Origin of the sequence: Rudaea sp. 3F27F6, assembly GCF_005503555.1 — a bacterium.
Classification (GTDB): Bacteria; Pseudomonadota; Gammaproteobacteria; order Xanthomonadales; family Rhodanobacteraceae; genus Rudaea.
The window spans coordinates 400914-426678 of sequence record NZ_SCNG01000002.1 but is presented as its reverse complement, the minus strand read 5'-3'; the positions used below and the strand labels follow the sequence as shown (position 1 = coordinate 426678).

Genomic DNA, 25765 nt, shown 5'->3' with positions numbered 1-25765 from the left:
ATGGGGCAGCGTGATCCGAGGGTCGATGCGTATATCGCCAAATCGGCGGAGTTCGCCCGGCCGATCCTCATGCATTTGCGCGATACGATTCATGCGGGCTGTCCCGATGCCGAAGAGGCGATCAAGTGGGGCATGCCGGCGTTCCTCTATAGCGGCCGCATCCTCTGCGGCATCGCCGCGTTCAAGCAGCACTGCGCGTTGGGTTTCTGGGGCGGCCGCGGCTTGATCGGCAACGAAGAGCGACGCGACGATGCGATGGGCCAGTTCGGGCGCATCGCGTCGCTCAAAGATCTGCCGTCGAAGAAGGTGCTGATCGGCTACGTCAAGCAGGCGATGAAGCGCGGCGATGAGCGTGCCGCGGCGGGGCCGAAGCCAAAGAAACCGCCGAAGCCCGCACCGCCCGCGCCCGACGATCTGGTCGCGGCGCTGAAGAAGAACAAGAAAGCACAGGCGATCTTCGACGCCTTCAGCGCGAGCTGCAAGCGTGAGTACATCGAGTGGATCGTCGAGGCCAAGCGCGAAGCGACGCGTGCAAGCCGCATCGATCAAGCGGTCGAGTGGATGGCCGAAGGCAAGCAGCGCAACTGGAAATACCAGAACGGTTGAACGCGCGGCGCTGGGTCAGAACCATTTTTTCCATTTGAAGATCGCCAGCGGCACGATCACGCTGATCGCCATCGCGGTCAGCGCCATCGCGTAGCCGTGCGGCCAGTCGTATTCGGCGATGGATTTGAAGTTCATGCCCCAGATGCCGGCTAGTGTCATCGGTCCGATCGTCACGACCGAAACGATGGTCAGCACCTTCATGATGTCGTTCTGGTTGTTGTTGATGAAGCCGAGTACGGCGTCGAGCAGGAACTGCAGGCGGTCGGACAACTGCTGGTCGAATTCGCTGAGCGAGCCGATGTCGGCCTGGATCGTCTTGAACCGCTGCACGTGTTTGGCATCGATCCAGTCCGGCGACACCTCGCAGAGATAGCCGATCACGCGCGAGACGCCGAGCATCGCGGAGCGCAGTTGCACGATCTGGCGCTGCGCCGCGCCGACCTTGAACAGCGTGCCGCGCAGCAGTCCGCGCTGGCCGCGCTCGTCGGAGAAAACCGCGCGCGACAGTTTCGACAATTCGCCGGCGGTTTCCTCCATGCGATCCGCGGCGACATTGACGATGCTTTCGATCAGGCCGATGAAAATGTCGACGCTGCCTTCGGGTGCATTGGCTGACGTCGCGAGTTCGCTCGTATGCGTGAACGCGAGCGAGTCCGCGTAGCGCAGCGAGACGAGCAGCCTCGGCGTCAGCACGAAGCCGAGCGGCGTCATCGCGCCGCGGCCGGATTCGGCGCGGACGAAGGCGGGAATATTGAGGCGCAGGATCTGCTTGTCCGAGCGGAAGCGGCTCGACAACTCGATCGCGCTGATCTGATCGCGCCGGGGCAAGGTGGCGCCGAGCAGGCTTTCTGCGTGGGCGCGTTCGGCCTCGTCGGGATCGACCAGGTCGAGCCAGACCGGCGTACCGGCCGACACCGGAGCGCCGTTCTTCCATACGCTCATCGCCGGGGGATTCGTCGAGTGAATCGTTAGCACGGTTTTTCCTCTACCATTGCCGAATCTATTACGGAACCGCTCGTTCCATGCCCGGACGGCCGCCGATTTCGGCCAGCATAGTGCAGCGTTCGTCAGGAAATTCCAAACCGTTCAAGGACACCGATGACCACGATCATCCTCATAGCCGTCACCTGCATCGTATCGTTCATGGGTTTCAACAACCCGCAGTTGATCGACAAGCTCATTTTCTGGCCGCCCGCGGTTAAACGCGGCCAGTACTACCGTTTTCTGAGCCATGCGCTGATTCATGCCGACGGCGCGCATCTGCTGTTCAATATGATCACCCTGTACTTTTTCGGCCGTGCTATGGAGGGGCTGTACGAACGCCTGCTCGGGCCGTTCGGCTTCACCTTGTTCTATGCCGGCGCCGTAATCGTGGCGATGCTGCCGAGCTATCTGGCCAATCGCGACAATCCCGGCTATCGCAGCCTCGGCGCTTCGGGCGGCGTTTCGGCGGTGTTGTTCGCCTTCATTCTGATCAATCCCTGGGCGACGATCCTGGTCTGGTTCGTGCCGGTGCCGGCAATTCTCTACGCGGTCGCCTACGTGGTCTATTCGTTCTACATGGACCGTCAGCGCAGCGACAATATCAACCACAGCGCGCATCTCTGGGGCGCCGTCTACGGCGTGCTGTTCACCGTGCTGGCGGCGCCGCGCGTCCTCAGCTATTTCTTCGAGCAGCTCTCGCATCCGCGATTCGGTTTCTGAGTCGTTCCGCACTATCGAAAGGAGTCCGTCCATGAGCACCCGACAAATTGCCGTTCTCGTCGGCAGCCTGCGCAAAGAATCGTTCAGCCGCAAGGTCGCGCATAATTTGATCGAGCTGGCGCCGAAGTCGCTCGAACTCGCCATCGTCGAGATCGGCGATCTGCCGCTGTACAACCAGGATCTCGAAACGGAGACACCGCCGCAGGCATGGCAGGCGTTCCGCGACCGCGTGCGCCCGGCGCAAGGCCTGCTGTTCGTCACACCCGAGTACAACCGCTCGGTGCCGGGAGGGTTGAAGAACGCGCTCGACGTCGGTTCGCGCCCCTACGGCAAGAGCGTGTGGGGCGGCAAACCCGGTGCGATCGTGAGCTGCTCGCCGGGGCATATAGGCGGCTTCGGCGCGAACCATCACCTGCGTCAACCGATGACCTTCCTCAACGTTCCGCTATTACAGCAGGAAGCGTATTTGGGCAGCGTCGACAAGCTCATTCAGGCGGACGGAAAGCTCGTGCCGGCAACGGCCGAATTTCTCGGCAAGTTCATGCAGTCGTTCGCCGCCTGGGTGGACAAGATTGCCGGGGGCTGAGTGAAGTTTTGTGAACGGCCCCGCTCAGACTTGATTTAGCCCGGCAAGCGTATATTTTGTAGGCATTCCACAGGCGGAGCATCGCCATGAACAAGTTCATCAAAACCGGCACGATCGCTTTATTGGCTGTGGCCGGTCTCGGCCTCGGCGGCTGCGTTTACTACCCGGTGCGCACCGGCGTCGCCTACGGCGATCCGGTCGACGGCAACGCGGTGGTCGACTATAACGACGCCACCACCTATTACGCCCCGGCGTATTCGGGTTATTACGCCGATCCGTACTGGTACGGTCCGGGCTACTACGGTTACGGTTACGGCTACGGTTGGCCCGCGGTGAGCCTGGGCTTCTACGGCGGCTATTGGGGCGGTCATCACTATCACGATCGTGGCCCGTGGCGCGGCGGTTGGAACGGCGGCGGCCATTGGAACGGCGGTGGCCGCAGCTCCATATCGGGCGGCGCGCGCAATATCGCCCCGCTGAGCCGCGGCTCGCGTCACTAATCAGCGTCTCCGTCGCTCGACGGAGTACAGGCAAGAAAAACCCCGTGCCTTGGATTCAAGGCACGGGGTTATTTTTTGCGCTACCGCATCGGCGGATCAGTGATAATCCCACTGCGCGTACTGGCGCTTTGAAATACGCTCAGCACCGTGCGCGAGAAAGTCGAAATCGTTGAGCAGCGGTGGGAATGCTTCGGCTTCTTCGCGGCTGATCGCGCCGTCGCCGTTGCGGTCGAGCTGGGCGAAAGCCGGCTTGGGTCCATAGTGTTGCGCGGCGGGCATGCCGGTGCGCACGATGACTTCGCGGCCGTTGGAATCGACAATGCTGCGCGTGGTCTGCTGAGCGAAAGACGGCATCGAAACCGCAAGCAGGACCGATGCGGCGATCGCAACGCGTGAGATGGCATTCATGGAAATTCTCCAGGTGGAATGGCATTGATTGTGACTCGGATGAAGATACCAAGTTCTGTGCAGCATGACTGCGAGATAACCGCCGCATGGCGCCGCTGAGCCTGCAGCAGGCGCGCAACCTGCATCTCGCCGCGCAGGGTCTGCTCGCGCCGCCGCGCGCGCGGGCGAAGCGCAAATCGGTCCTGACGGCGATCGAACGCATGCGTCTGCTGCAGATCGATACGATCCACGTCGTCGCGCGCAGCCCGTATCTCGTGCTGTTTTCCCGGCTCGGCGATTACGAGACCCGCTGGCTCGACGAATTGCTTGCGCGCACCGAAGTGTTCGAATGCTGGGCGCACGAGGCCTGCTTCGCGCCGATGGGCGATTTCGCCCTGCACCGGCATCCTTCCGCGGTCCGCGCCGGCCACTGGGCGCATAGGAACGCGGCGCGCATGCAGCGCGAGCATCGAGCGGAAATCGATGCCCTGGTCGAGCATATCCGCACGAACGGCGCGGTGAAATCGTCCGATTTCGAGCGCAAGACCAAGGGCCTCGGCGGCTGGTGGAATCGCTCCGACGAAAAGCGTTGGCTCGAAGCCGGTTTCGTGCTCGGCCGGCTCATGATCGCGCGGCGTGAAAACTTCCAGCGCGTCTACGACCTTTCCGAACGCGTGCTCGCGACTGCGCAGGCGAGGGTGCTCGCCGACATCCGCAGGAGCAAAGTGGATTCGGTCGAGCGGGCCGAAATCGACGTGCTTGCGAGCGAGGCGGACATCCGTCGCGAATTTCTCGTCGGCGCGGTGCGCGCGCTCGGCATCACCCAGGCGCGCTGGATCGACGACTACTTCCGCCTCAACAAGAAATTCAAGGACAGCGCGCTCGATGCGCATGTCGAGTCGGGCGAGCTGATTCGCGTCGAAGTGCGCGGCTGGGAAAATCCAGGCTACGTGCATCGCGACAATGTACCGCTGCTCGCACGCGCTGCACGTGGAGGCTTGCGTGCGACGCACACGACCTTGCTGTCGCCGTTCGATCCGGTCGTCTGGCATCGCGAGCGCGCCAGCACGATGTTCGGTTTCGACTACACGATCGAGTGTTATGTGCCGGACCACAAACGCCGCTACGGCTACTTCGTGCTGCCGATCCTGCATCGCGGTCGCCTGGTCGGCAGGCTCGATGCGAAGGCGCATCGCGTGAGCGGCGAGTTCGAGGTAAAGGCGATCTATCTTGAACCCGAGGTCGAGCCGGACGAGGCGCTTGCGGCCGACCTGGCCGCTGCGATCCAGCGTGCGGCGGATTGGCATCGCACGCCGAACGTGGTCGTGCGCCGCAGCGATCCGAAAGCATTTGCGGCTGCGTTGCGCGCCGCCCTCAAGACGTCGAGCCGCGCCGCGAAAACACCCTAGGGAATCAGCTCGGACAGTGTATCGAAGCGCCGCACGAGCACACGATTGCGGCCGCGGCGCTTAGCTTCGTAGAGCAGGGTGTCCGCCTGCTTGAGCAGCGCGGCGGGCGATTCCGTCGTGCGCGTGTCCGCGGTCACGCCGCCGCAACTGACGGTGACGACGGCGGTATCCATGCCCGAATCCTCGTGGGTCAGATGCAGGGCCGCGATGTCGCGACGCACGCGGTCGAGCAGGCTTTCGAGATCGACATCGCCGGGCAACAGCAGGATGAACTCCTCACCGCCGTAGCGCGCGGCGACGTCGTAGGCGCGCCGCGTCGCGCCGGCGAGCACCTGGGCGATTTCGCGCAGGACTTCGTCGCCGGCGCCGTGGCCGTAGCGGTCGTTGTAGCGTTTGAAATGATCGACGTCGATCATCGCGATGCTAAGCGTTTCGCCCGTGCGTATCGCGCGCCGCCACGCCAGTTCGAGGGCCTGGTCGAAATGGCGGCGGTTGGCGATGCCGGTGAGGCCGTCGCGGTCGGCAAGGCGTTCGAGTTCCTTGCGCTGGGCGACGAGCTTGAGGTGGTTGCGCACGCGTGCGCGCACGAGCGCCGGGCGGATCGGCTTGTGCAGATAGTCCATCGCGCCGAGCGAGAGGCCGCGCTCTTCCGCATCGGCTTCGGTCGATGCGGTAATGAAGATCACCGCGGTCTCGGCGCTGTGCGGCTCGGCGCGCAGCTTGCGCATCACTTCGTAGCCGTCCATCTGCGGCATCGACACGTCGAGCAGGATCAGGTCGATGTCGGCGCCTTCGCGCATGCGCGCGATCGCCGACGGTCCGTCCTTGGCGAGCAGGATGCGGCATTCCTTCTGCAGCAGTTCGGCGAGCAGGGTGCGGTTGATGCGGTCGTCGTCGACGATCAGGACGGTGGGTAGAGGTGGCTGGTTCATGCCGGCGAAGCTCCTTGTGTAGTCTTTCAGGGTGGTCCTTTCATTCAATGGCTTCGCGCAGGCGTTGCAGTACGCTGCGCGCGTTTTCGAGTTCGAGCAGATCGAAATGCGTGTGCATCGCTGCGGCCAGCACGGCCAGCGGCGTGGGCGCAAGAAGCGCATCGATTTCTGCGAGCAGCGATTGCGCCGCGTAATCGCCCGCGGCGATCAACGGTTCGGCCTGGGCGAGCCGCTTGAGCACGAGAGTCTTGTCGTACGAGCGTGCCTCCGGCGAGTGCATGCGAGTCCGAACAAGAATTTGCCGAAGCTCGCCGAGGACGGCTTCGAGTTCCTCGACGAAACGCGGCAAATGTGCCTGCGCCTCATCGGCGCGGCCGTCGCGTGCCGCTTCTTCGAGCAGGGCCGCTGTCGTACAAAGTGCGTCGGCGCGCAGATAAGCGGCGGCGCCTTTCACCGCGTGCGCTTGTGCGGCGATGGCGTCGTTGCGGCCGCCGCGAGCATCTGCGGCGATCTGGACGGGAGTGTCGGCGAAGTCTTCGGCGAAACTGCGCAACAAGCGCAGCAGCAGTTCACGCTTGCCGCCGAGATGCTTGAGCGCGGCGGGCAGATCGAGATGCGGCGAAGGCACCGGCAAGTCGAACGCGCCGTCGTTGCGCAAGCCGGCAGCCGGCTTGTCGGCATGATCTTGCGATGCTGGCGTCTCGGGCAGTATCTGCAGTAGCGTTTCGTACAAGGTCGCTTCGTCGATCGGCTTGGTCAGGTGCGCGTTCATGCCGGCCGCCGAGCTGCTGTGGCGGTCTTCCGGCCGCGCGCGCGCGGTCAAGGCGACGATCGGCAGAGTCGCCCAGCGCGCCTGCTTGCGGATTTCGCGCGTGGCAGTGAGACCGTCGATGCCGGGCATATGGATGTCCATCAGAACGACGTCGTAATCGGCGTGGTTCAGCTGCGAGAGCGCGTCGAGGCCGTCGACCGCGGTAGCGACGTGCATGCCGGCCGCGGCGAGGAAATCGCCGGCGACTTCGCGGTTGAGCGCATTGTCGTCGACGACCAGCGCGTGCCGGCCGGCGAGGCTGCGCAGGCGCGCTTTAGACGGCATCGCCGCATGCGCGGTATGCGCGTCCAGCGCTCGCTCGCCTTTATGCTCGTCGCCGATCACGTCGGCGATGGTGTCGAACATCGTCGACTCGGTGACGGGCTTGATCAGCACGCCTTGCAGGCCGAGCTGTTCGGCGCGGCGCAGCACTTCCTCGCGGCCGTACGCAGTGACCATGAGCACGGCCGGCATCTGCTGCAGTTCGGGCGTTGCGCGGATCTGCTGTGCCGTCTCCAGCCCGTCCATGCCCGGCATCTGCCAGTCCATCAATACGATCTGGAACGGCCGCTGCCGCGCGGCGGCCTGCTTGAGCAGGCGCAGCGCGGTCGCACCCGATTCGGCGACCTCGACGTCCATGCCGAAGCCGAGCAGCATTTGCGAAAGAATGTCGCGCGCCGCGGCGTTATCGTCGGTGACAAGCACACGCCGGCCGCTGAGCCGCTCGGGCCGTGGCGTGGCGTTGCGTTTCGCATGCGGCTCGCGCATTTCGGCGTTGAAATGAAAGGTGCTGCCTTTGCCGGGCTCGCTCGACACGCCGATGTGGCCGCCCATCAGTTCGACGAGCTGCTTGCAGATCGCCAGTCCGAGCCCGCTGCCGCCGTGCGTGCGCGAGACGTGGCTGTCGGCCTGGGAGAAGGCACGGAACAGGCCGGCTATCTGGCCGGCGTCGAGGCCCACGCCGGTATCGCGCACCGCGAAACGCAGGGTGAGGCGATCGTCGTGCCTGCTCTCCACGCCGATCGAGACGACGACTTCGCCGCGCTCGGTGAACTTGACTGCGTTGTTGACCAGGTTGATCAGCACCTGACCGAGCCGCAGCGAATCGCCGATCAGCCGCGTCGGCACTTCCGGCGCGATCGCGTAGGCGATCTCCAGACCTTTTTCCTCGGCTTTCATCGCGGTGACCGCGGACACCGACTCAAGCACCGATTCGAGCGCGAATTCCGCTTCTTCGAGATCGAGCTTGCCCGCCTCGATCTTGGAGAAGTCGAGAATATTGTTGATGATCGTGATCAAGGTCTGTGCGGAGGCGTTGACCTTGTCGAGGTAGTTGCGCTGCCTCGGCGCGAGTTCGGTCTGCAGCGCCAGGCGGGTCATGCCGAGAACCGTGTTCATCGGCGTGCGGATTTCATGGCTCATCACGGCGAGGAATTCGCTCTTCGCGTGTTCGGCGGCTTCCGCGGCTTCCTTGGCCCGCTGCATCGCTTCCGCGGCGAGCCGCGTCGCGGTGATGTCCCAGTTGACGCCGAGTGCGCGCAGCACGGAGCCGTCGGCCGCGCGGAAGATTTGCGCCTGCGCACGAATGTAGCGCTGCTCGCGTGTTGGCAGCACAATGCGGAATTCGCCGCGGTAGAACGGCGCGGCGGGATCGGCCAGCGCGGCGCTCCAGTCTGCCGCGACGCGATCGGCGTCGGCGGGGTGCAGACGCGCGAGCCACTGTGCGAGACTGCCGTCGAAGTCGCCCGGCTTGATCCCGTAGACGATGTGCATCTGTTCGTCCCAGACGAAGCGGGCGTTGGCCGGATCGTTGAGTTCCCACACGCCGACGCCGCTGACCCGGTTGGCGAGTCGCAGGCGCTGGTTGAGTTCGAGGATCGCCGCTTCGCTTTGCTTGCGCTCGGTGATGTCGGTGTGCGTGCCGACGATGCGCAGCGGCGCGCCGCTCGCGTCGTGTTCGATCAGCTTGCCGCGGTCGTAGATCCAGCGCCAGGTGCCGCCCTTCGTGCGCATGCGATGTTCGAGCGCGAAGTCCGGCGTCTCGCCGCGCAGGTGCGCCTGGATGAGTTCCCAGCAACGTGCAAGGTCGTCCGGGTGCACGCGGTCGGACCATTCGTTCGTGCCCGAGCCGATCTCCTCTTCGGCGTAGCCCAGCATCAGCTTCCACTGGCGCGAATAGAACACGTGCCCGGTGTGCAGGTTCCAGTCCCAGATGCCGTCGCCGGAGCCGTCGAGAGCGAACTGCCAGCGCGCCTCGCTTTGGCGCAGCGCGGCTTCGGCTTTCTTCTCTTCGGTGATGTCGCGCGAGATGCCGATCAGGCCAATGATGCGGCCGTCCGGGTCGCGATAGGGCGCCTTGTTCGACGAGTAGCTGTGCAAGACCCCGCCGAGCATCGCCCATTCTTCGATCGTGCGCGGCTCGCCGCCGACCATGACGCCGTGGTCGTTGACGATCAGTTCGCGCGCAAGCTCGGGCGGAAAAATTTCGCTGTCGTTGCGGCCGAGCAGGTCGGCGCGTGCGCGGCCCATAAGCTTCGACGTGGCGTGATTGACGAACAGGTAGCGGCCTTCGGCGTCCTTGACGTAGATCAGGTCGGGAGCCGCGTCCATGACCGCCTGCAGCAGAGCGGCCGTGCTCCGCCATTGCTCGGTACTTTCGGCGACGCGCTGCTCGAGCTGCTCGTTGAGCAGACGAATCGCACGCTCGGCTTCGACATGGTCGCTGATGTCGCGGGCCAGGCCGAGGAAGGTTTTCCTGCCGTCGACGAAATGGCAGGAGACACGCACATCGACCGGATAAAAGCTGCCGTCCTTGCGCCGATAGCGTAAGAGCGCAGCGAACGTGTCGCCGTGCTGCAAATGATCCCAGATTTTTTCGGCGCGTCCGCGATCGGTGTCGATCGACAGATCGAAGATTTCCATCTGCAGCAACTCTGCGCGCGTATATGCGGTATCGCGGCAGGCGCGCTGGTTGACGTCGACGATGCGCCCTTTGGCATCGATCAGGATAAAGGCGTCGGCTGCGTGATCGATCAGGGAGCGCAGGTAGGTTGAATCGGACCCTGTCGCGTTTTCGTCAGTGCGCACCGGGGCCGCAGGCGAATCGTCGCGATCCGCCGCCCGGCCTGATGGCGCAGGTGCGTTCGCGTCTTCCCGGTCTCCCCCAGCCATGCGGGCGCCTCGATGCTATGTAGGGCGGGCAGGAATCCCCGGCCTCCTGCCTGTGCGGCAAGCATGATCCAGCGAGCGGCGCCTGTCCAATCCGCGTGCAGGCATGTGCGGCGCAGCGGCAGTGATCAACCCGGCGGCGTGTTCATTCCGCGGCTTCGCGGCTTTCCGCGCGTGGGTCCGCAGTCGGCAGCATCGTATAGCCCTTGCCGCGTACGGTGCGCAGCGGCAGGGAAAGATTGAGCACGCTGCTGACTTTGCGGCGCAGGCGGTGGATCAGCATCTCGAGCCGGTGCGGATCGAAATCGTAGGCGCTGTCGGTGAGGGCGACGATGAGATCTTCGCGCGGCACGACTTCGCCCGGCGCCGCGAGCAGTTGTTCCATGATCAGGCGCTCGGACAGGCCGAGTTCGACACTGCGCCCGTCCGGCGCGTAGAGCGCCCAGTCGTATTCGTCGAGCCGCCATTTCTTCACTGTGGAGTCGCCCGAGCTGCCGATGCCGACTCGCCGCCGCGTATTCGCAATCACGGCGGTGAGCACTTCCATGTCGATGGGCTTGGTCAGCCATGCGTCGGCTTGCGCCGCCGATTTGTTCGCCTCGTCGAAGCGCAGCCCGGTCAGGGCGACGATCGCGAGTTTGGAGTGAGCGCGCAGGTAGCGTGCGACCTCGAAGCCGTCTTCGTCGGGCAAGCCGATGTCGAGCACGATGACGTCGAAAGGCATGGCGAGCATGCGGCGATACAAGTCTGCGGCAATGCCGAAGCCCTCGGCATCGAATCCCGAAGCGATCAATCCGGGAATGAGTATGTCGTCGCGCAGGGTGGAGTCATCTTCTAGTACAGCAACTTTCAAAGGCACGACAGTCGATCACTTGCGGCAAGTCACGGCGACTTTGATTTTGCCGTTACTGCGTGGTTTCTGGAGTGATCACAATCACGCTTGTCATAAATGCAACGCGTGAGAACCGTCGATCGCAGCATTTCCTGTGTCGACCGTACGCACGGGTACGCGCGAATCGGAGAGCGCGACTCGATCCGAGGCATCGCAAAATTTCTCGGCGATGCTCGCGATGCACATTCTCACAGATGTCGCTTTGCTGCGAAGGCGGATCACTTGTCGATTGCGAGCGAGCGCCTCGGCAGCGCGTCCGATCGCGGCAAATTGATGCTGCGTAAATTTTTCTTCATCTGCGAATTGCGCATTCCGTGAACTCGAACAACCGCGGTGAGGTTTCGTGAAGTTCGGTGAATGAATCGCTGCATTCGATTGTTTAGGCTCGCTGCGCGGATGTGCCATGCACGATCCGCTTCGCGCACGGACTGCAGTACGCGGGGTGCGTCGACGAAATGCGCATAGATGCGCTACGTCCGACCGCTGCATTCCGATGATCGAGCGAGCACGCATCGCCAGTGCGCGCCGCTGCACGAAGGAATGGGCAAGAGGGGGTAAGCATGCGCAAGAACTTGGCGGACAGCGACGCACATCGGACGAGCGCGACGCGAACGGCGGACGCCGTCGAAACCATACCGCCGTCGATCGGCGCGATCCCAACTCACCCGGAGTCGACGGCCCGATCAATGCGGCCTCCTCCGCGAGATAGATGGCGAGCCTCCGCCATCGCAGCAAGCACTCCGCCGCACACCCGCGATGCGGCTGCGCAAATCCGCCCCGAATCCCGCACCACCAAATTCACGCAGAGAGAGAAGACCATGCGCAAGCCGATGCAGAGTGCTCACGGAATACTTTGCGCGCCGGCTTCTTTCCTGACGGCTTTCGCCGAAGTTCAGCGGCTAAAGAGCGGCTTCACTCGCCTCGTTGCTGCGGCGTGCTTGCTGCTTTCGTTTGCACTGGCGCCGGCGGCGTTGGCGGCCACATCCGCCAAGCACGAGATGACCTCGAACTGGGTCGGCTCGCCGGCATCGGCGCCGTACGGCAGTGCGCTCACCGCCGAGTGGCACATCAATACGAACGACGCGAACAATCCTCAAGCGAACAATCCGGTCAACAACGTGCGTCTTACGTTGACGGCGACCAACGGCGTTTTTGCGAACATGCCGACGATATGCAAGACGACGGGAGTGACCCCGCCGTCGGCGATCAGCGCCAACGGCACGCAACTGCTGTGCAATCTCGGCACGGTTACTGAAGGAACTTCGACCGTCGTGCAGACGCAGATTCTGCCAAACGGTGTCGTTGGATCGACATTGTCGACGACGGGATCCGTCACCTCCGATTCCGCCGCCGCACCGACGGCGCCGACAGCCCCGTCGGGACTGCCGATCACCGGCAGTCACGGCATGGACCTGGCGATCGGCGCACCGAATCAGAATTATCAGCAGAACACCGTAGCCAGCCGTAGCGGCGGCAACCGTCCGTCGATCATGGTCGATTACGGCATTTCGATGACGGCCGGCAGCATTCCGGGGCCGTCGACATATACGTTCACGCTGGACATCGCGGTGTCTGTCGCCGGGCAATTGCCGGGGTTGCAGTGGGAAGGTTGCGCGCCAATCGACGACTCCGCGCAGGCTCCGGGTATCCCGCACTCCGCCACGAGCTTCACCGACCGGACGAACTTTCCGACCTGCACGATCAGCGGCAGCGGCACACACTACACGGTCACGTTGAGCGGCCTGGACTATTCGCTTCAGCACGTCCCCACCGTAGACAGTCTTTATCAAGCGATCCCGTCGGCGACGAACTTCATCGCCGCAGGGCAGCTCATCTTCAGCTACACGACGCCGATTACGGCGACCACGGGCGTGACCTTCAGCGCTACCCCGACTCCGTTCACGTTCATCGACAACGTCACCCAGCCCGAGACCAACACCGCCAACGATGTTTCGAGCACCACTCTGGTCGTTCCGGGGGTCTTCTCGATGATCTGGATGGGCAGTCCTTCGGCCGGCCGCGTGCCCTGGGATGCCAACATGTGGGCCGCACCCGGAGCGGCGCAGAATCGCGTATTTCCCTGGCCGGCTGCCGGATCCTCGACCAATCCCGGCCCTTACTCGCTTAGCGATCAGCCGCTCGGAGCGCAGGCCGACAGCGTCACCTGGTCCACCTACAGCGGGCCAGGCGGTGCGGACATGGCCGGCTCCTGCGTGCTGATACAGAACCCGGCCGCGTTTACTCCGCGCTGGGTGGACTTTCTCGCCGCCGACGGCGCCTCGTACTCGAACATGCCGACCGCGCATCTGTGGTATCGCACGGATACGTTGAACACCAAGACCGCGACCTGCGGCGAGCCTGTCGGCGTGGCGGGAAGTCCTTGGATCTCGGCTCCGCTCCCGGCGGGCTGCGCCACGCAGACCGCGTCGATTTCGCCGGCGTACTCCGACGACCAATGCATCGTCAGCGTTCCGCCGGGAGTCACCGCGGTGAAGATGACCTGGAACCCGGCGGTGGACAAGCAATTCCACCACTTCCTGCGGGTCTGGGGCTACGTTCCGACGACGGCGCCGATCGGCGCCGAGTCCTGGGTGGCCGGGACATTCAACGCACCCTACAACACGGCGACGGTCTTCCCCGGCTATCCGACCCTCAACAACTACATCAACATCAGCACCTCGCCTGCAGTGACCGGGACCATCCCCGGCAGCACCTACGGGCCGAACACCAACGGCATCCGCGACGCGATGCGCATCCAAGGTCCGAATGGCGCGATCACCAAGACGGCGTCGAACCCGTCGGCGCTGCCGGGCGTGCCGGTGACCTTCACCCTCAGCGCGGAAGCGGATCTCGCTACCGTGAATCCGCCGGCGCAGACCTTCACCGTGGTCGACACGCTGCCGACCGGCATGACCTATGTCACCGGCTCGGGCACGCCGGTGCCGGTGCTCTCGGTCAACGGTTCGGGGCAGCAAGTGCTCACGTACACGTTTACGAATGTGCCGGCGAACGTCGCCCAGCCGATCACTTATCAGGCGCAGACCGCCGCGAACAGTTCGATCACACCGGGCACGGTGCTCACCAACACCGCCCAGATCAATGTCGTCGGAGACAATCGCGCCGTCGCCGCCAAGCAAGTGACCGCCAGCCTTACCGTGCCGAACAACGGCGCGACGACGCTGGCGAAATCGGTCGACTCGAACCTGCTCTCGTTCCTCGGCGATTCGTCGGCGTGGAACCTGACGATCAATTCGCAAGACTCCGTGTCGAATTCGTTCACCGACACGATCGACATCCTGCCGTACGCGGGCGACGGACGCGGCACCAATATCAGCGGCACGTACACGATCGGTGCGGTGACCGCGGCCGGCGCGACGGTGTACTACACGAGCGCCAATCCCTCCACGCTGAGCAACGATCCGCGCACGGCCTCGAACGGCACGGCGCCGGGCAGCATCGCCGGAAACACCGTCGGCTGGACGACGACCAAGCCGGCCGCGCCGACCGCGATCCGCGTGATCGGTCCGGCGCTTGCGCCCGGCGCATCGCAGACGATCCGCATAGCCTTCACTACACCGGCGGGAACGAGTTGCGCAGCGCCGGCGCCGACCGACAACAAGCCGGGGCAGTTGCTCGTCAACTCGGCCAACTCCATCGCCGCGCACACCGGCTTGCCGATGTTGTCGTCGTCGACGACGACGATCGGCAGTTGCTACTCACTGGCGTTGACGAAGGCCTTGACGACCAATCGCTTCGCCGCAGGCGATCAGTTCACGGTTGCGATTCGCACGGGCAGTGCGAGCGGCACTGTGGTGAACTCGACGGCCAACTCGACGACGGCCGGTACGGGCTCGACGCTCACGGGCGGTTTCGGTACGACGGGCGCCTACTCGGGCACGGCCGCCAACACTGCCTACTTCCTGACCGAAAGCGGCGCGGGCACACCGGCGGCCGTGCTCGGCAACTACACCTCGACGATCACCTGCACCGACGCGAACGGCGTGCAGACGGGATTGCCGAACAATCAGCCTTACAGCGCCGCGACCGGATTTTCGATCACACCGGTTCTCGGCGCGGTGATTTCCTGCACGATCGCGAATACCGCGGTTCCGTCGATCACCGTGCAAAAACAGGTCACGAGCAGAATTCTGGCCGCGGACCAATTCACCGTCGCACTGAAGAACAGCGGCGGCACGGTGCTCACCTCGGCGACCACCTCGGGCACCGGCAATACGGCGACGACCGTCAACTGGCCGGTCACGCAAGGCGCGACCTATACGATTACCGACGCGATGGCCGCGGGATCGCCGAATACGCTCGGGGCCTATGTGCCGTCGGCTTCCTGCGTCAACACGACGACCGGCAACGCGGTGACGGTCGGCGGCACGGTCGGTGCGTGGACCGTCACCGGCGGCTCGCCGGGCGACGCTTACGTTTGCACGGTCATCAACTCGCCGGGACCGCCGATCACCTGTAACGCCAACCCGAACATTTTCAACACGGGTTACAACGCGGGCACCGGCGGCATCTTGCCGGACAATTCGTTCGATGCGCATTGGCAGGTTGCGGGACCGTTCGCGGTCACCACGCCGGCGAATGCGGTCTCGATGCCTCCTGCAAACGCCGTCTGGGCTGCGGCCAACGTCGGCAACATGGCGCCTACGGCCTGGTCCGCCAGCCCTTACGGCAATGCGCAGTGGATTTCTCAGCAAACGATCGCGAATCCGAACAGCCCCGACGGAGATTGGTACTACCGATATCAATTCACGATGGACCCGGCCGTCGATCCGACGAGTTTCTCGCTGGCGATGAATTTCCTCTCCGACAACAGCGTCATGGAGGTTTACGTCAACGGCGTCGCGCAGAGCCCGCAGACCACCGGTTTGCCGCAGGCAACTTCGGTTCCCGATCCGTATCAAGGCATCGGATATTTGACGGCCAATGCGGCGTCGACGACGCTCAATCACAATTGGCAGACCGGGCTCAACACCATCATCGTCCAGATCAAGAGCGGACGTCCGGTGGAAGGATTCGATGCGCAGGTCCGTCCGAGTTCGCTCTGTCCGGCGCATGTGGCGATCAAGAAGAGCACGCCGGCAACGACGGTGACGCCGAGCGGACAGATCGTCTATACGATCGTCGCTAGCAACACGGGCGCCTCCAGTGCGGCCGGCACGGTCGTCGCCGATCCGATCCCGACCGGCATCGCAAGCCAGACCTGGACCTGCTCGGCGAGCGGTGGCGCAGTGTGTCCGAACGCAAGCGGTACGGGCGCGCTGAGTCAAACCCTGGCGACGTTCCCCGGCGGCAGCACGGTGACCTATACGGTGACCGGGACGGTATCGGCGAATCCGCCCGCACACGTGACGAATACGGCAACCGCATCGCCGCCTCCGGGCAGTCTGTGTACGCCGACGACGATGACGCCGCCGTGCAACAGCACGGTGACGGTCCCGCCGGTGCCGCAGGTGAGCATCCAGAAGAGCACGCTGGCAACGACGCTGACGCCGAACGGCACAGTCGCCTACACGATCGTGGTGGGCAATACCGGCACGGTCGACGCGTCGGGAACGCAAGTGAGCGATCCGATCCCCGCCGGCATAACGAGTCAGACTTGGACCTGTGCGGCCAGCGGCGGCGCGGCTTGTCCGAATGCGAGTGGAACAGGGGCATTGAGTGAAACGCTGGCGACGTTCCCGGCGAACGGCTCGGTGACCTATACGGTCGCGGCGACGATCAGTGCGAACCCGCCGGCCCATGTGGTCAATACGGCGACGGCGACGCCGCCGACCGGCGGCATATGCACGCCGGGCAATACGCAGCCGCCCTGTACGAGCACGGTGACAGTGCCGCCGATACCGCAGGTGAGTATCACCAAGACAGCGAACACGCAGACGTTGATCCCGGGCGGCACGATCGTCTACACGGTCGTGGCGAGCAACGGTGGCTCGGTCGATGCAGGCGGCGCGCAGGTCAGCGATCCGATTCCGGCCGGCATCACGGCCGTGAGCTGGACGTGTGCCGCCGCAAACGGTGCCGTGTGTCCGAATACATCGGGCAGCGGTGCGTTGAACCAGACGATCGCGACATTCCCCGCCGGCAGTTCGCTGACGTACATGCTGACCGCGACGGTCAGTGCGAATCCGCCGGCGCATGTCACCAATACGGCGACCGTCACCACAACCGGTCTGTGCTTGCCGAACAATACGCCGCCGCCGTGCTCGGGCATTGTGGTGACGCCACCGGTACCGCAGGTCAGCATCACCAAGACGGCGAACACGCAGACGCTGACGCCAGGCGGCACAATCGTCTACACGGTTGTGGCGAGCAATGGTGGCTCGGTCGATGCAGGCGGCGCGCAGGTCAGCGATCCGATTCCGGCCGGCATCACCGCCGTAAGCTGGACCTGCGCAGCGAATGGCGGCGCGGTATGTCCGAACGCCTCGGGCAGCGGCGCATTGAACGAAACGATCGCGACGTTCCCGGTCGGTAGCAACGTGACGTACACGCTGACCGCGACGGTCAGCGCGAATCCGCCGGCACATGTCACCAATACGGCGACGGTCACCACGACCGGCTTGTGCCTGCCGAACAACACACCGCCGCCGTGCTCGGGCATCGCGGTAACGCCGCCGCTGCCGCAAGTCAGCATCACCAAGACAGCGAACACGCAGACCCTGACGCCAGGCGGCACGATTGTCTATACGGTCGTAGCGAGCAATGGCGGCTCGGTCGATGCAAACGGAGCGCAAGTGAGCGATCCGATCCCGGCCGGTATCACGGCGGTGAGCTGGACCTGCGCAGCGAATGGCGGCGCGGTGTGCCCGAATGCAAACGGCACGGGCGCGTTGAGCCAGACGATTGCGACATTCCCGGCAGGGAGCAGCGTGACGTACACGCTGACCGCGACGGTCAGTGCGAACCCGCCAGCGCAGGTAACGAACACCGCAACGGTCACGACGACGGGCTTGTGTCTGCCGAACAACACGCCACCGCCATGCTCGGGCATCGTGGTAACGCCGCCGCTGCCGCAAGTCAGCATCACCAAGACAGCGAACACGCAGACGCTGACGCCAGGCGGCACGATCGTCTATACGGTCGTCGCGAGCAATGGCGGTTCGGTCGATGCAAGCGGAGCGCAAGTGAGCGATCCGATCCCGGCCGGCATCACGGCCGTGAGCTGGACCTGCAGCGCCGCGGGCGGCGCTGTGTGCCCGAACGCTACAGGCAGCGGCGCGTTGAACCAAACGATCGCAACATTCCCGGCGGGTAGTTCGCTGACCTACACGCTGACCGCGACGGTCAGCGCGAACCCACCCGCGCACGTAACAAACACGGCGACGATTACCACACCTACGCCGAGTCTGTGCTTGCCGAACAACACACCGCCGCCGTGCGAAGGCATTGTGGTGACGCCGCCGATACCGCAGGTGAGCATTACCAAGACAGCGAACACGCAGACGCTGACCCCGGGCGGCACAATCGTCTACACGGTCGTGGCGAGCAATGGCGGCGCCGTCGATGCAAGCGGGGCGCAGGTCAGCGATCCGATCCCGGCGGGCATTACGGCCGTGAGCTGGACGTGCGTAGCAAATGGCGGCGCAGTGTGTCCGAACGCCTCGGGCAACGGTGCGTTGAACGAAACGATCGCGACGTTCCCCGCCGGCAGCTCGCTGACCTACACGCTGACCGCGACAGTCAGCGCGAACCCACCGGCGCACGTGACGAACACGGCGACGATCACGACGCCAACGCCGAGCCTGTGCCTGCCGAACAACACGCCACCACCGTGCTCCGGCATCGTGGTGACGCCACCGATACCGCAGGTGAGCATCATCAAGACCGCGAACACGCAAACACTGACGCCGGGCGGCACTATCGTCTACACGGTCGTGGCGAGCAACGGCGGCTCGGTTGATGCGGGCGGGGCGCAAGTGAGCGACCCGATTCCGGCGGGCATTACGGCCGTGAGCTGGACGTGTAGCGCTGCGGGCGGTGCGGTGTGTCCGAACGCAAGCGGCAACGGCGCATTGAACGAAACGGTCGCCACGTTCCCAGCGGGCAGTTCGCTGACCTACACGCTGACCGCAACGGTTAGCGCGAATCCTCCCGCACACGTGACGAACACGGCGACACTCACGACGCCGACGCCGAGCCTGTGCTTGCCGAACAACACACCGCCACCGTGCTCGGGCATCGTAGTGACACCACCGCTTCCGCAAGTCAGCATCACCAAGACGGCGAACACGCAGACTCTGACCCCAGGTAGCACGATCGTCTACACGGTCGTGGCGAGCAACGGTGGATCGGTCGATGCGAGCGGCGCACAAGTGTCCGATCCGATCCCTGCCGGCATTACGGCCGTGAGCTGGACGTGCAGCGCTGCGGGCGGTGCGGTGTGTCCGAACGCGAGCGGCACGGGTGCGTTGAACCAGACGATAGCCACGTTCCCGGCGGCCAGCTCGCTGACCTACACGTTGACTGCGACAGTCAGCGCGAACCCACCGGCGCACGTAACTAACACCGCAACGATCACAACGCCGACGCCAAGCCTGTGTCTGCCGAACAACACGCCACCACCGTGCTCCGGCATCGTGGTGACGCCACCAATACCGCAGGTGAGCATCACCAAGACCGCGAACACGCAAACACTGACGCCGGGCGGCACGATCGTCTACACGGTCGTGGCGAGCAACGGCGGCTCGGTCGATGCGGGCGGGGTGCAAGTGAGCGACTCGATTCCGGCCGGTATCACGGCGGTGAGCTGGACGTGTAGCGCTGCAGGCGGTGCGGTATGTCCGAACGCAAGCGGTACGGGTGCGTTGAACCAGACGATCGCCACGTTCCCAGCGGGCGGCTCGCTGACGTACACGCTGACTGCGACGGTCAGTGCGAATCCGCCGGCGCATGTGACGAACACGGCGACGATCACGACTCCAACGCCGAGCCTGTGCCTGCCGAACAATACGCCACCACCCTGCTCGGGCATTGTGGTGACGCCGCCGATACCGCAGGTCAGCATCACGAAGACGGCGAATACGCAGACGCTGACGCCGGGCGGCACGATCGTCTACACGGTTGTGGCGAGCAACGGCGGTTCGGTCGATGCAAGCGGAGCGCAAGTGAGCGATCCGATTCCGGCGGGCATTACGGCCGTGAGCTGGACATGTAGCGCTGCGGGTGGTGCCGTGTGTCCGAATGCGAGCGGCAATGGCGCATTGAATGAAACCATCGCGACGTTCCCCGCTGGCAGCTCGCTGACGTACACGCTGACCGCAACGGTCAGTGCGAATCCGCCAGCGCATGTGACGAACACGGCGACACTCACGACGCCCACGCCGAGCCTGTGCTTGCCGAACAATACGCCGCCGCCGTGTTCGGGCATCGTGGTAACGCCGCCGCTGCCACAGGTCAGCATCACGAAGACCGCGAACACGCAGACGCTGACCCCGGGCGGCACGATCGTCTATACGGTCGTGGCGAGCAATGGCGGCGCCGTCGATGCAAGCGGGGCGCAAGTGTCCGATCCGATTCCCGCCGGCATCACGGCCGTGAGCTGGACCTGCGCTGCGAATGGCGGTGCGGTGTGTCCGAACGCAAGCGGCACGGGTGCGTTGAGCCAGACGATCGCCACGTTCCCAGCGGGCAGTTCGCTGACTTACACGTTGACCGCGACGGTCAGCGCGAACCCACCGGCGCATGTGACGAACACGGCGATACTCACGACGCCGACACCGAGCCTGTGCCTGCCGAACAACACGCCGCCTCCGTGCTCGGGCATTGTGGTCACGCCGCCGATACCGCAGGTGAGCATCACGAAGACAGCGAATACGCAGACGCTGACGCCAGGCGGCACGATCGTCTACACGGTTGTGGCGAGCAACGGTGGCACCGTCGATGCGAGCGGAGCGCAAGTGAGCGATCCGATCCCGGCAGGCATCACGGCCGTGAGCTGGACATGTAGTGCTGCGGGTGGTGCGGTGTGTCCGAACGCGAGCGGCACGGGTGCGTTGAACCAGACGATCGCCACGTTCCCAGCGGGCGGCTCGCTGACGTACACGCTGACCGCGACAGTTAGCGCGAATCCGCCGGCACACGTAACCAACACGGCGACGATCACCACGCCGACGCCAAGTCTGTGTCTACCGAACAACACGCCACCACCGTGCTCCGGCATCGTGGTGACGCCACCGCTGCCGCAAGTCAGCATTACGAAGACGGCGAATACGCAAACGCTGACGCCGGGCGGCACGATCGTCTACACGGTCGTGGCGAGCAATGGTGGCGCCGTCGATGCGAGCGGGGTGCAAGTGAGCGATCCGATTCCGGCCGGCATTACGGCCGTAAGCTGGACGTGTAGCGCCGCAGGCGGTGCGGTATGTCCGAACGCGAGCGGAAATGGCGCATTGAACGAAACGATCGCAACGTTCCCAGCAGGCGGTTCGCTGACCTACACGCTGACAGCGACAGTGAGCGCGACCCCGCCAGCACACGTAACGAACACGGCGACCATCACCACGCCGACGCCGAGCCTGTGCTTGCCGAACAACACGCCGCCGCCGTGTTCCGGCATCGTGGTGACGCCACCGTTGCCGCAGGTCAGCATCACAAAGACGGCGAACACGCAAACGCTGACCCCGGGCGGCACGATCGTCTATACGGTTATCGCGAGCAACGGTGGCGCGGTCGACGCAGGCGGCGCACAAGTGAGCGATCCGATTCCGGCCGGCATCACGGCCGTGAGTTGGATCTGCGCAGCAAATGGTGGTGCCGTGTGCCCGAGTGCGAGCGGCACGGGTGCACTGAACCAAACGATCACCACGTTCCCAGCGGGCAGTTCGCTGACGTACACGTTGACCGCGACGGTCAGCGCGAACCCGCCAGCGCACGTGACCAACACGGCGACGGTCACCACGACCGGCTTGTGTCTGCCGAACAACACGCCGCCGCCATGCTCCGGCATCGTGGTGACGCCGCCGGTACCGCAGGTCAGCATCACCAAGACCGCGAATACGCAGACGCTGACGCCGGGTGGCACGATCGTCTACATGGTCGTGGCAAGTAATGGCGGTTCGGTCGATGCAGGCGGCGCACAAGTGAGCGATCCGATTCCGGCCGGCATCACGGCCGCAAGCTGGACGTGTGCAGCAAATGGTGGTGCCGTGTGCCCAAGTGCGAGCGGCACGGGTGCACTGAACCAGACGATCGCCACGTTCCCAGCGGGCAGTTCGCTCACGTACACGTTGACCGCGACGGTCAGCGCGAACCCGCCAGCGCACGTGACCAACACGGCGATGGTCACCACGACCGGCTTGTGTCTGCCGAACAACACGCCGCCGCCATGCTCCGGCATTGTGGTAACGCCGCCGGTACCGCAGGTCAGCATCACGAAAACGGCGAACACGCAGACGCTGACCCCGGGCGGCACGATCGTCTACACGGTCGTGGCGAGCAACGGCGGCACGGTGTCGGCGAACGGCACGCTGGTGTCCGATCCGATCGCGAGCGGTTTGACTGCGTACTCGACGACGTGTGCGGCATCGGGCGGTGCGGTGTGTCCGAACGGCGCCGGCCCGAACCCCGGCGCGCTCAACGAGACGATCGCGACGTTCCCGGCCGGTAGTAGCGTGGTCTACACGATCACGGCGACGGTGAGCAACGCGCCAGCGGGAGCGGTTACCAACACCGCGAGCCTGACGCCGCCAACCGGCAGCCTGTGCCTGCCGAACAACACGCCGCCGCCTTGCTCGGGTTCGACCACGAGTTCCCCGCCGAATGCGTTCGATCCGCCGTTCATCACCAAGGCGGTGACCGTGGTCGACACGCAGACTCTGCGCTGGACGATCGTGGTCGACAACAATCAGAACCTGGCGGCGCAGAATCTCGAGATCCGCGATCCGATGCCGACGAGCATGACCTTCGCCAGCGGCACGCTGACGTGCACCGCGTTCGGTGCGTCGACGATCAGCAAGTGCACATTCGATACAGCGAACAATCGCATCGTGGTCGATGCGTTGATGCAGTCCGATCTCGGCGTCGCCAATCCGGCGACGGCGCCGAATCGGATCATGATCGATTTCTCCGCGCGCTACGTGACGACGCCCGTTGCGGTGACGAACACGGCCTTGGCTTGCTGGGATGCGCACAACAGCACGACGAACGTCACGGCCTGCCAGCAGACGGTGCAGGGCAGTGCGCAGTACACGCCGTCGGCGCCGCCAACGCCGCCCGTACCGGCGCCGATGGACTCGCGCTGGATGCTCTGGCTGATGATGGTCATGCTCGCGTATCCGGCAATACGCGGGCTGCGGCGGAAGTAAGGAGACAAGTCGTCGGAGATAAGTGAAGCATCGACGGGGCGAACTACCGAACGGACAGTTCGCATTCGATTTCCGGCACGGCACAGAAAGATTTCTGCGCCGTGTTGCGATTCGTCGATCCGACTCGAACGGCCATTACGGAAAGGAATGCCGATTCCGACGCGGAGTTCGCGACGTTCATCCGGTCGCGTGGTTTACGCCGCTTAGTTGTTTACCTTCGAAGTCCTCGATTGACGCCGTTTGTGGACGCAGTGTTTTCGCCTAGGCTTGCCACAAGGCTCGCGCTTCGGCAGCGATCAGATCGGGATTCTCTTCCGGGAAGAAAAGCTGCGCGTCATCGACGAAGCGAATGCCGCGCGAGCCCGGAAACGTCTGGTCGAGCCAATGCGCCCAGCGGTCCGGGAACAGTTCGTTGTTGCGCGCCCAGACAATGCGTACCGGCTTGCCGAACTGGCGCAGGCGCGGTTCGATCGCCGGCAGCGGATTGGGCAGCATCGCCAGGCCGTACTGCTGTCCCTGTTGCCGGCGCTTCGGCGAACTCACCAGCGGCCGGAAATAGTTTTCGATAATGTCATGGGTCAGCGCGCGTTCGGGCGCGTGGTAGGCGTTGCCGATGCCATCGCGCGAGCGGGCGAAGTCGTTGTCGGTCAGATGCTGCTCGAACCAGGCCTGCGCTTCGTTACGCCGGCACTTTTCGAGGAACGGCGCCAAGGTTTCGGGCGGACTGTTCGTGTGCACGTCGCCGTTCGTCGCGAGCAAGCTGCGCACACGCTCGGGATGCTCGGCGATGATCAGTTGGGCAATGCCGGTCGAGCTGTCGTTCGCAACGAAGTCCGCCTGTCCGATGCCGAGTTTGTCCATAAAGGCGAGCACCATGGCCATCTGAGCGCGTGGGGAGAGATCGGCGTCGCCGGGCGCATCGGTGTAGCCGAGGCCGAGAAGGTCGGGAGCGACGCAGCGGCGCAACGTCGCCAGCCGAGCCATGATGCCGCGCCACTGAAAGCCGTTGAGCGGATAGCCGTGCAAAAAAAGCGCGGTATCGCCGGCGCCTTGTTCGACGTAGGCGACCTTGCTTGCGCCGATTTGAACGAAGCGCCGCGCGGCATGAAAATCGGCGACGCTGAATTCTTTCGTGTGTAGATGGTCGCTGCTCGCGGCCGCGAATGCGCGCAGCGGTTGAAGCGTGGCGGCAATCGACAGCAGGGTGGATTGAAGCAGAAAATCGCGTCTCGACATACGTTTCTCCTGGGGACGAATTGGGCGTCCGCAGCGTACGAGGTAGGAAATGCGGGCATCAATGACGTGCGAGGTCATATGCTGTGGTCGAGACAGCGGTGATCCGAAGCGGAGTTTCCCATGCTGAAAAACGCAGCGTCGTCGATAAGCGAGCTTTCCCAGCCTGCCGTCGGAGGATTGCTGCGCGAGTGGCGCGCCGCGCGCAGGATGAGCCAGCTCGACCTCGCGCTCGAAGCGGGGATATCCGCGCGGCATCTGAGCTACATCGAAACGGGAAAGTCCGGACCGAGCCGGGAAACCGTGCATCGCCTCGCAAATGCCTTGCGCATGCCGCTGCGCGAGCGCAACCGGCTCATGCGCGCGGCGGGTTTCGTTCCGGAATTTTCCGAGAGCCCGTTGCCGACGCCGGCGCTGGAGCGAATGCGCGAAGCGATCGAGCTGATCCTGCGGCACCAAGAGCCGTATCCCGCCTTCGTCGTCAACCGTCACTGGGAAATCGTCCTGGCGAACGAGGCGGCGAAGCGGATGAATGCGTTTCTTATGGGCGGCAAGGCGCTGCGTCACGCCAATATGCTGCATCAGGTATTTGACCCGGACGATTTCCGTCCCGTGATCGTCAACTGGAGCGACGTTGCCGGGCGTTTCGTCCGTCTGCTGCACGAGGAGATCGCGGCTGCGCCGTCCGACGCCGTTTCGCGTCGGTTGTTGGACGAGATCCTCACGTATCCGGATGTACCCGGCGGCTGGCGCTATCGCGACGTCGAAGAGGAAGTGCCGCCGATCCTCAACCTGGTGTTCCGCAGTCCGATCGGGGAAATCCGTTTCTTCGAGACGATAACCACGTTTGCCGGCGCGCAGGACGTGACGCTCGACGAACTGAGGATTGAATGCTCGTTCCCCGGTGACGAAAAAACCGCGGCGCTCTGCGCACGTCTTCGTGATGAGGACGCCGCGAGCGGTATCCATTCATCCGTCGCGGTTTAGTCATCCCTTCGATAAGAAGCTGGCCGATTCGCTTCCGGGCCCGATTTGGCGTCCGCGAAAAGAAAAACCCCGCTTGCGGCGGGGTCTTTGAAGTCTTCAAGTTGTCTTGAAACTTAGGTATTTGGTGGAGTGGAGGAGGATCGAACTCCCGACCTTCGCATTGCGAACGCGACGCTCTCCCAGCTGAGCTACCACCCCAAATTTTCTTGAGCGTAGGGCCTGATGCAGAG

At 64.2% G+C, this 25765-nt stretch carries 14 protein-coding genes and 1 tRNA gene; 7 read left to right on the top strand and 8 right to left on the bottom strand.

Annotation, left to right across the window (positions count from 1 at the left end; all coding sequences use genetic code 11):
• The gene (locus FFS30_RS09700) at positions 1–606 is read left to right on the top strand and encodes a YdeI/OmpD-associated family protein (RefSeq protein ID WP_137912940.1); all 606 of its coding nucleotides are present in this window, start codon (positions 1–3) and stop codon (positions 604–606) included.
• A 15-nt stretch (positions 607–621) separates the two neighbouring features.
• Here FFS30_RS09700 and FFS30_RS09695 read toward each other — a convergent pair whose 3' ends face one another.
• Complete coding sequence (locus FFS30_RS09695; protein WP_137912939.1) at positions 622–1581, bottom strand: CorA family divalent cation transporter; 960 nt, start codon at positions 1579–1581, stop codon at positions 622–624.
• 123 nt (positions 1582–1704) lie between these two features.
• On the opposite strand from FFS30_RS09695, the gene FFS30_RS09690 reads away from it, so the two are divergent.
• The 3 genes from FFS30_RS09690 (at position 1705) to FFS30_RS09680 (ending at position 3396) form a co-directional block, all read left to right on the top strand.
• Complete coding sequence (locus tag FFS30_RS09690; RefSeq protein WP_137912938.1) at positions 1705–2310, top strand: rhomboid family intramembrane serine protease; 606 nt, start codon at positions 1705–1707, stop codon at positions 2308–2310.
• A gap of 31 nt (positions 2311–2341) precedes the next feature.
• The gene (locus FFS30_RS09685; RefSeq protein WP_137912937.1) at positions 2342–2896 is read left to right on the top strand and encodes an NAD(P)H-dependent oxidoreductase; all 555 of its coding nucleotides are present in this window, start codon (positions 2342–2344) and stop codon (positions 2894–2896) included.
• 86 nt (positions 2897–2982) lie between these two features.
• Positions 2983–3396, top strand: coding sequence for a hypothetical protein (locus FFS30_RS09680; protein ID WP_137912936.1), 414 nt, complete (start codon positions 2983–2985; stop codon positions 3394–3396).
• A 96-nt stretch (positions 3397–3492) separates the two neighbouring features.
• Here the strand turns inward: FFS30_RS09680 and FFS30_RS09675 are convergent, their stop codons facing one another.
• Entirely contained in the window at positions 3493–3804 is a 312-nt protein-coding gene (locus FFS30_RS09675; protein WP_137912935.1) for an EF-hand domain-containing protein, read from the bottom strand.
• A gap of 86 nt (positions 3805–3890) precedes the next feature.
• Between FFS30_RS09675 and FFS30_RS09670 the strand changes: the two genes are divergently transcribed.
• Positions 3891–5192 carry a crosslink repair DNA glycosylase YcaQ family protein gene (locus tag FFS30_RS09670; protein ID WP_137912934.1) on the top strand — a complete coding sequence of 434 codons (1302 nt, stop codon included), beginning with the start codon at positions 3891–3893 and terminating at the stop codon, positions 5190–5192.
• Here FFS30_RS09670 and FFS30_RS09665 read toward each other — a convergent pair.
• The 4 genes from FFS30_RS09665 to FFS30_RS09650 form a co-directional block, all read right to left on the bottom strand.
• Positions 5189–6124, bottom strand: coding sequence for a diguanylate cyclase (locus tag FFS30_RS09665; RefSeq protein ID WP_137912933.1), 936 nt, complete (start codon positions 6122–6124; stop codon positions 5189–5191). The two genes, FFS30_RS09670 and FFS30_RS09665, sit on opposite strands and share 4 nt — an antisense overlap.
• Positions 6125–6164: 40 nt before the next feature.
• Positions 6165–10022 (bottom strand): PAS domain S-box protein, encoded by a 3858-nt coding sequence (locus FFS30_RS09660; protein ID WP_171014545.1) that lies wholly within the window; start codon positions 10020–10022, stop codon positions 6165–6167.
• Positions 10023–10248: 226 nt separating this feature from the next.
• The gene (locus FFS30_RS09655) at positions 10249–10962 is read right to left on the bottom strand and encodes a response regulator transcription factor (RefSeq protein ID WP_137912931.1); all 714 of its coding nucleotides are present in this window, start codon (positions 10960–10962) and stop codon (positions 10249–10251) included.
• 84 nt (positions 10963–11046) lie between these two features.
• The gene (locus FFS30_RS09650) at positions 11047–11400 is read right to left on the bottom strand and encodes a hypothetical protein (protein WP_137912930.1); all 354 of its coding nucleotides are present in this window, start codon (positions 11398–11400) and stop codon (positions 11047–11049) included.
• 413 nt (positions 11401–11813) lie between these two features.
• Between FFS30_RS09650 and FFS30_RS09645 the strand changes: the two genes are divergently transcribed.
• Positions 11814–23315, top strand: a complete 11502-nt coding sequence (locus FFS30_RS09645) for a DUF11 domain-containing protein (protein ID WP_171014544.1) — start codon at positions 11814–11816, stop codon at positions 23313–23315.
• Positions 23316–23576: 261 nt separating this feature from the next.
• Here FFS30_RS09645 and FFS30_RS09640 read toward each other — a convergent pair whose 3' ends face one another.
• On the bottom strand, positions 23577–24551 hold the full coding sequence (locus FFS30_RS09640) for an alpha/beta fold hydrolase (protein WP_171014543.1): 975 nt from the start codon (positions 24549–24551) through the stop codon (positions 23577–23579).
• A 120-nt stretch (positions 24552–24671) separates the two neighbouring features.
• Between FFS30_RS09640 and FFS30_RS09635 the strand changes: the two genes are divergently transcribed.
• On the top strand, positions 24672–25535 hold the full coding sequence (locus FFS30_RS09635) for a helix-turn-helix transcriptional regulator (RefSeq protein WP_137912927.1): 864 nt from the start codon (positions 24672–24674) through the stop codon (positions 25533–25535).
• A 122-nt stretch (positions 25536–25657) separates the two neighbouring features.
• Here the strand turns inward: FFS30_RS09635 and FFS30_RS09630 are convergent.
• Positions 25658–25733 (bottom strand) — tRNA-Ala (locus FFS30_RS09630).
• Positions 25734–25765 lie beyond the last annotated feature (32 nt).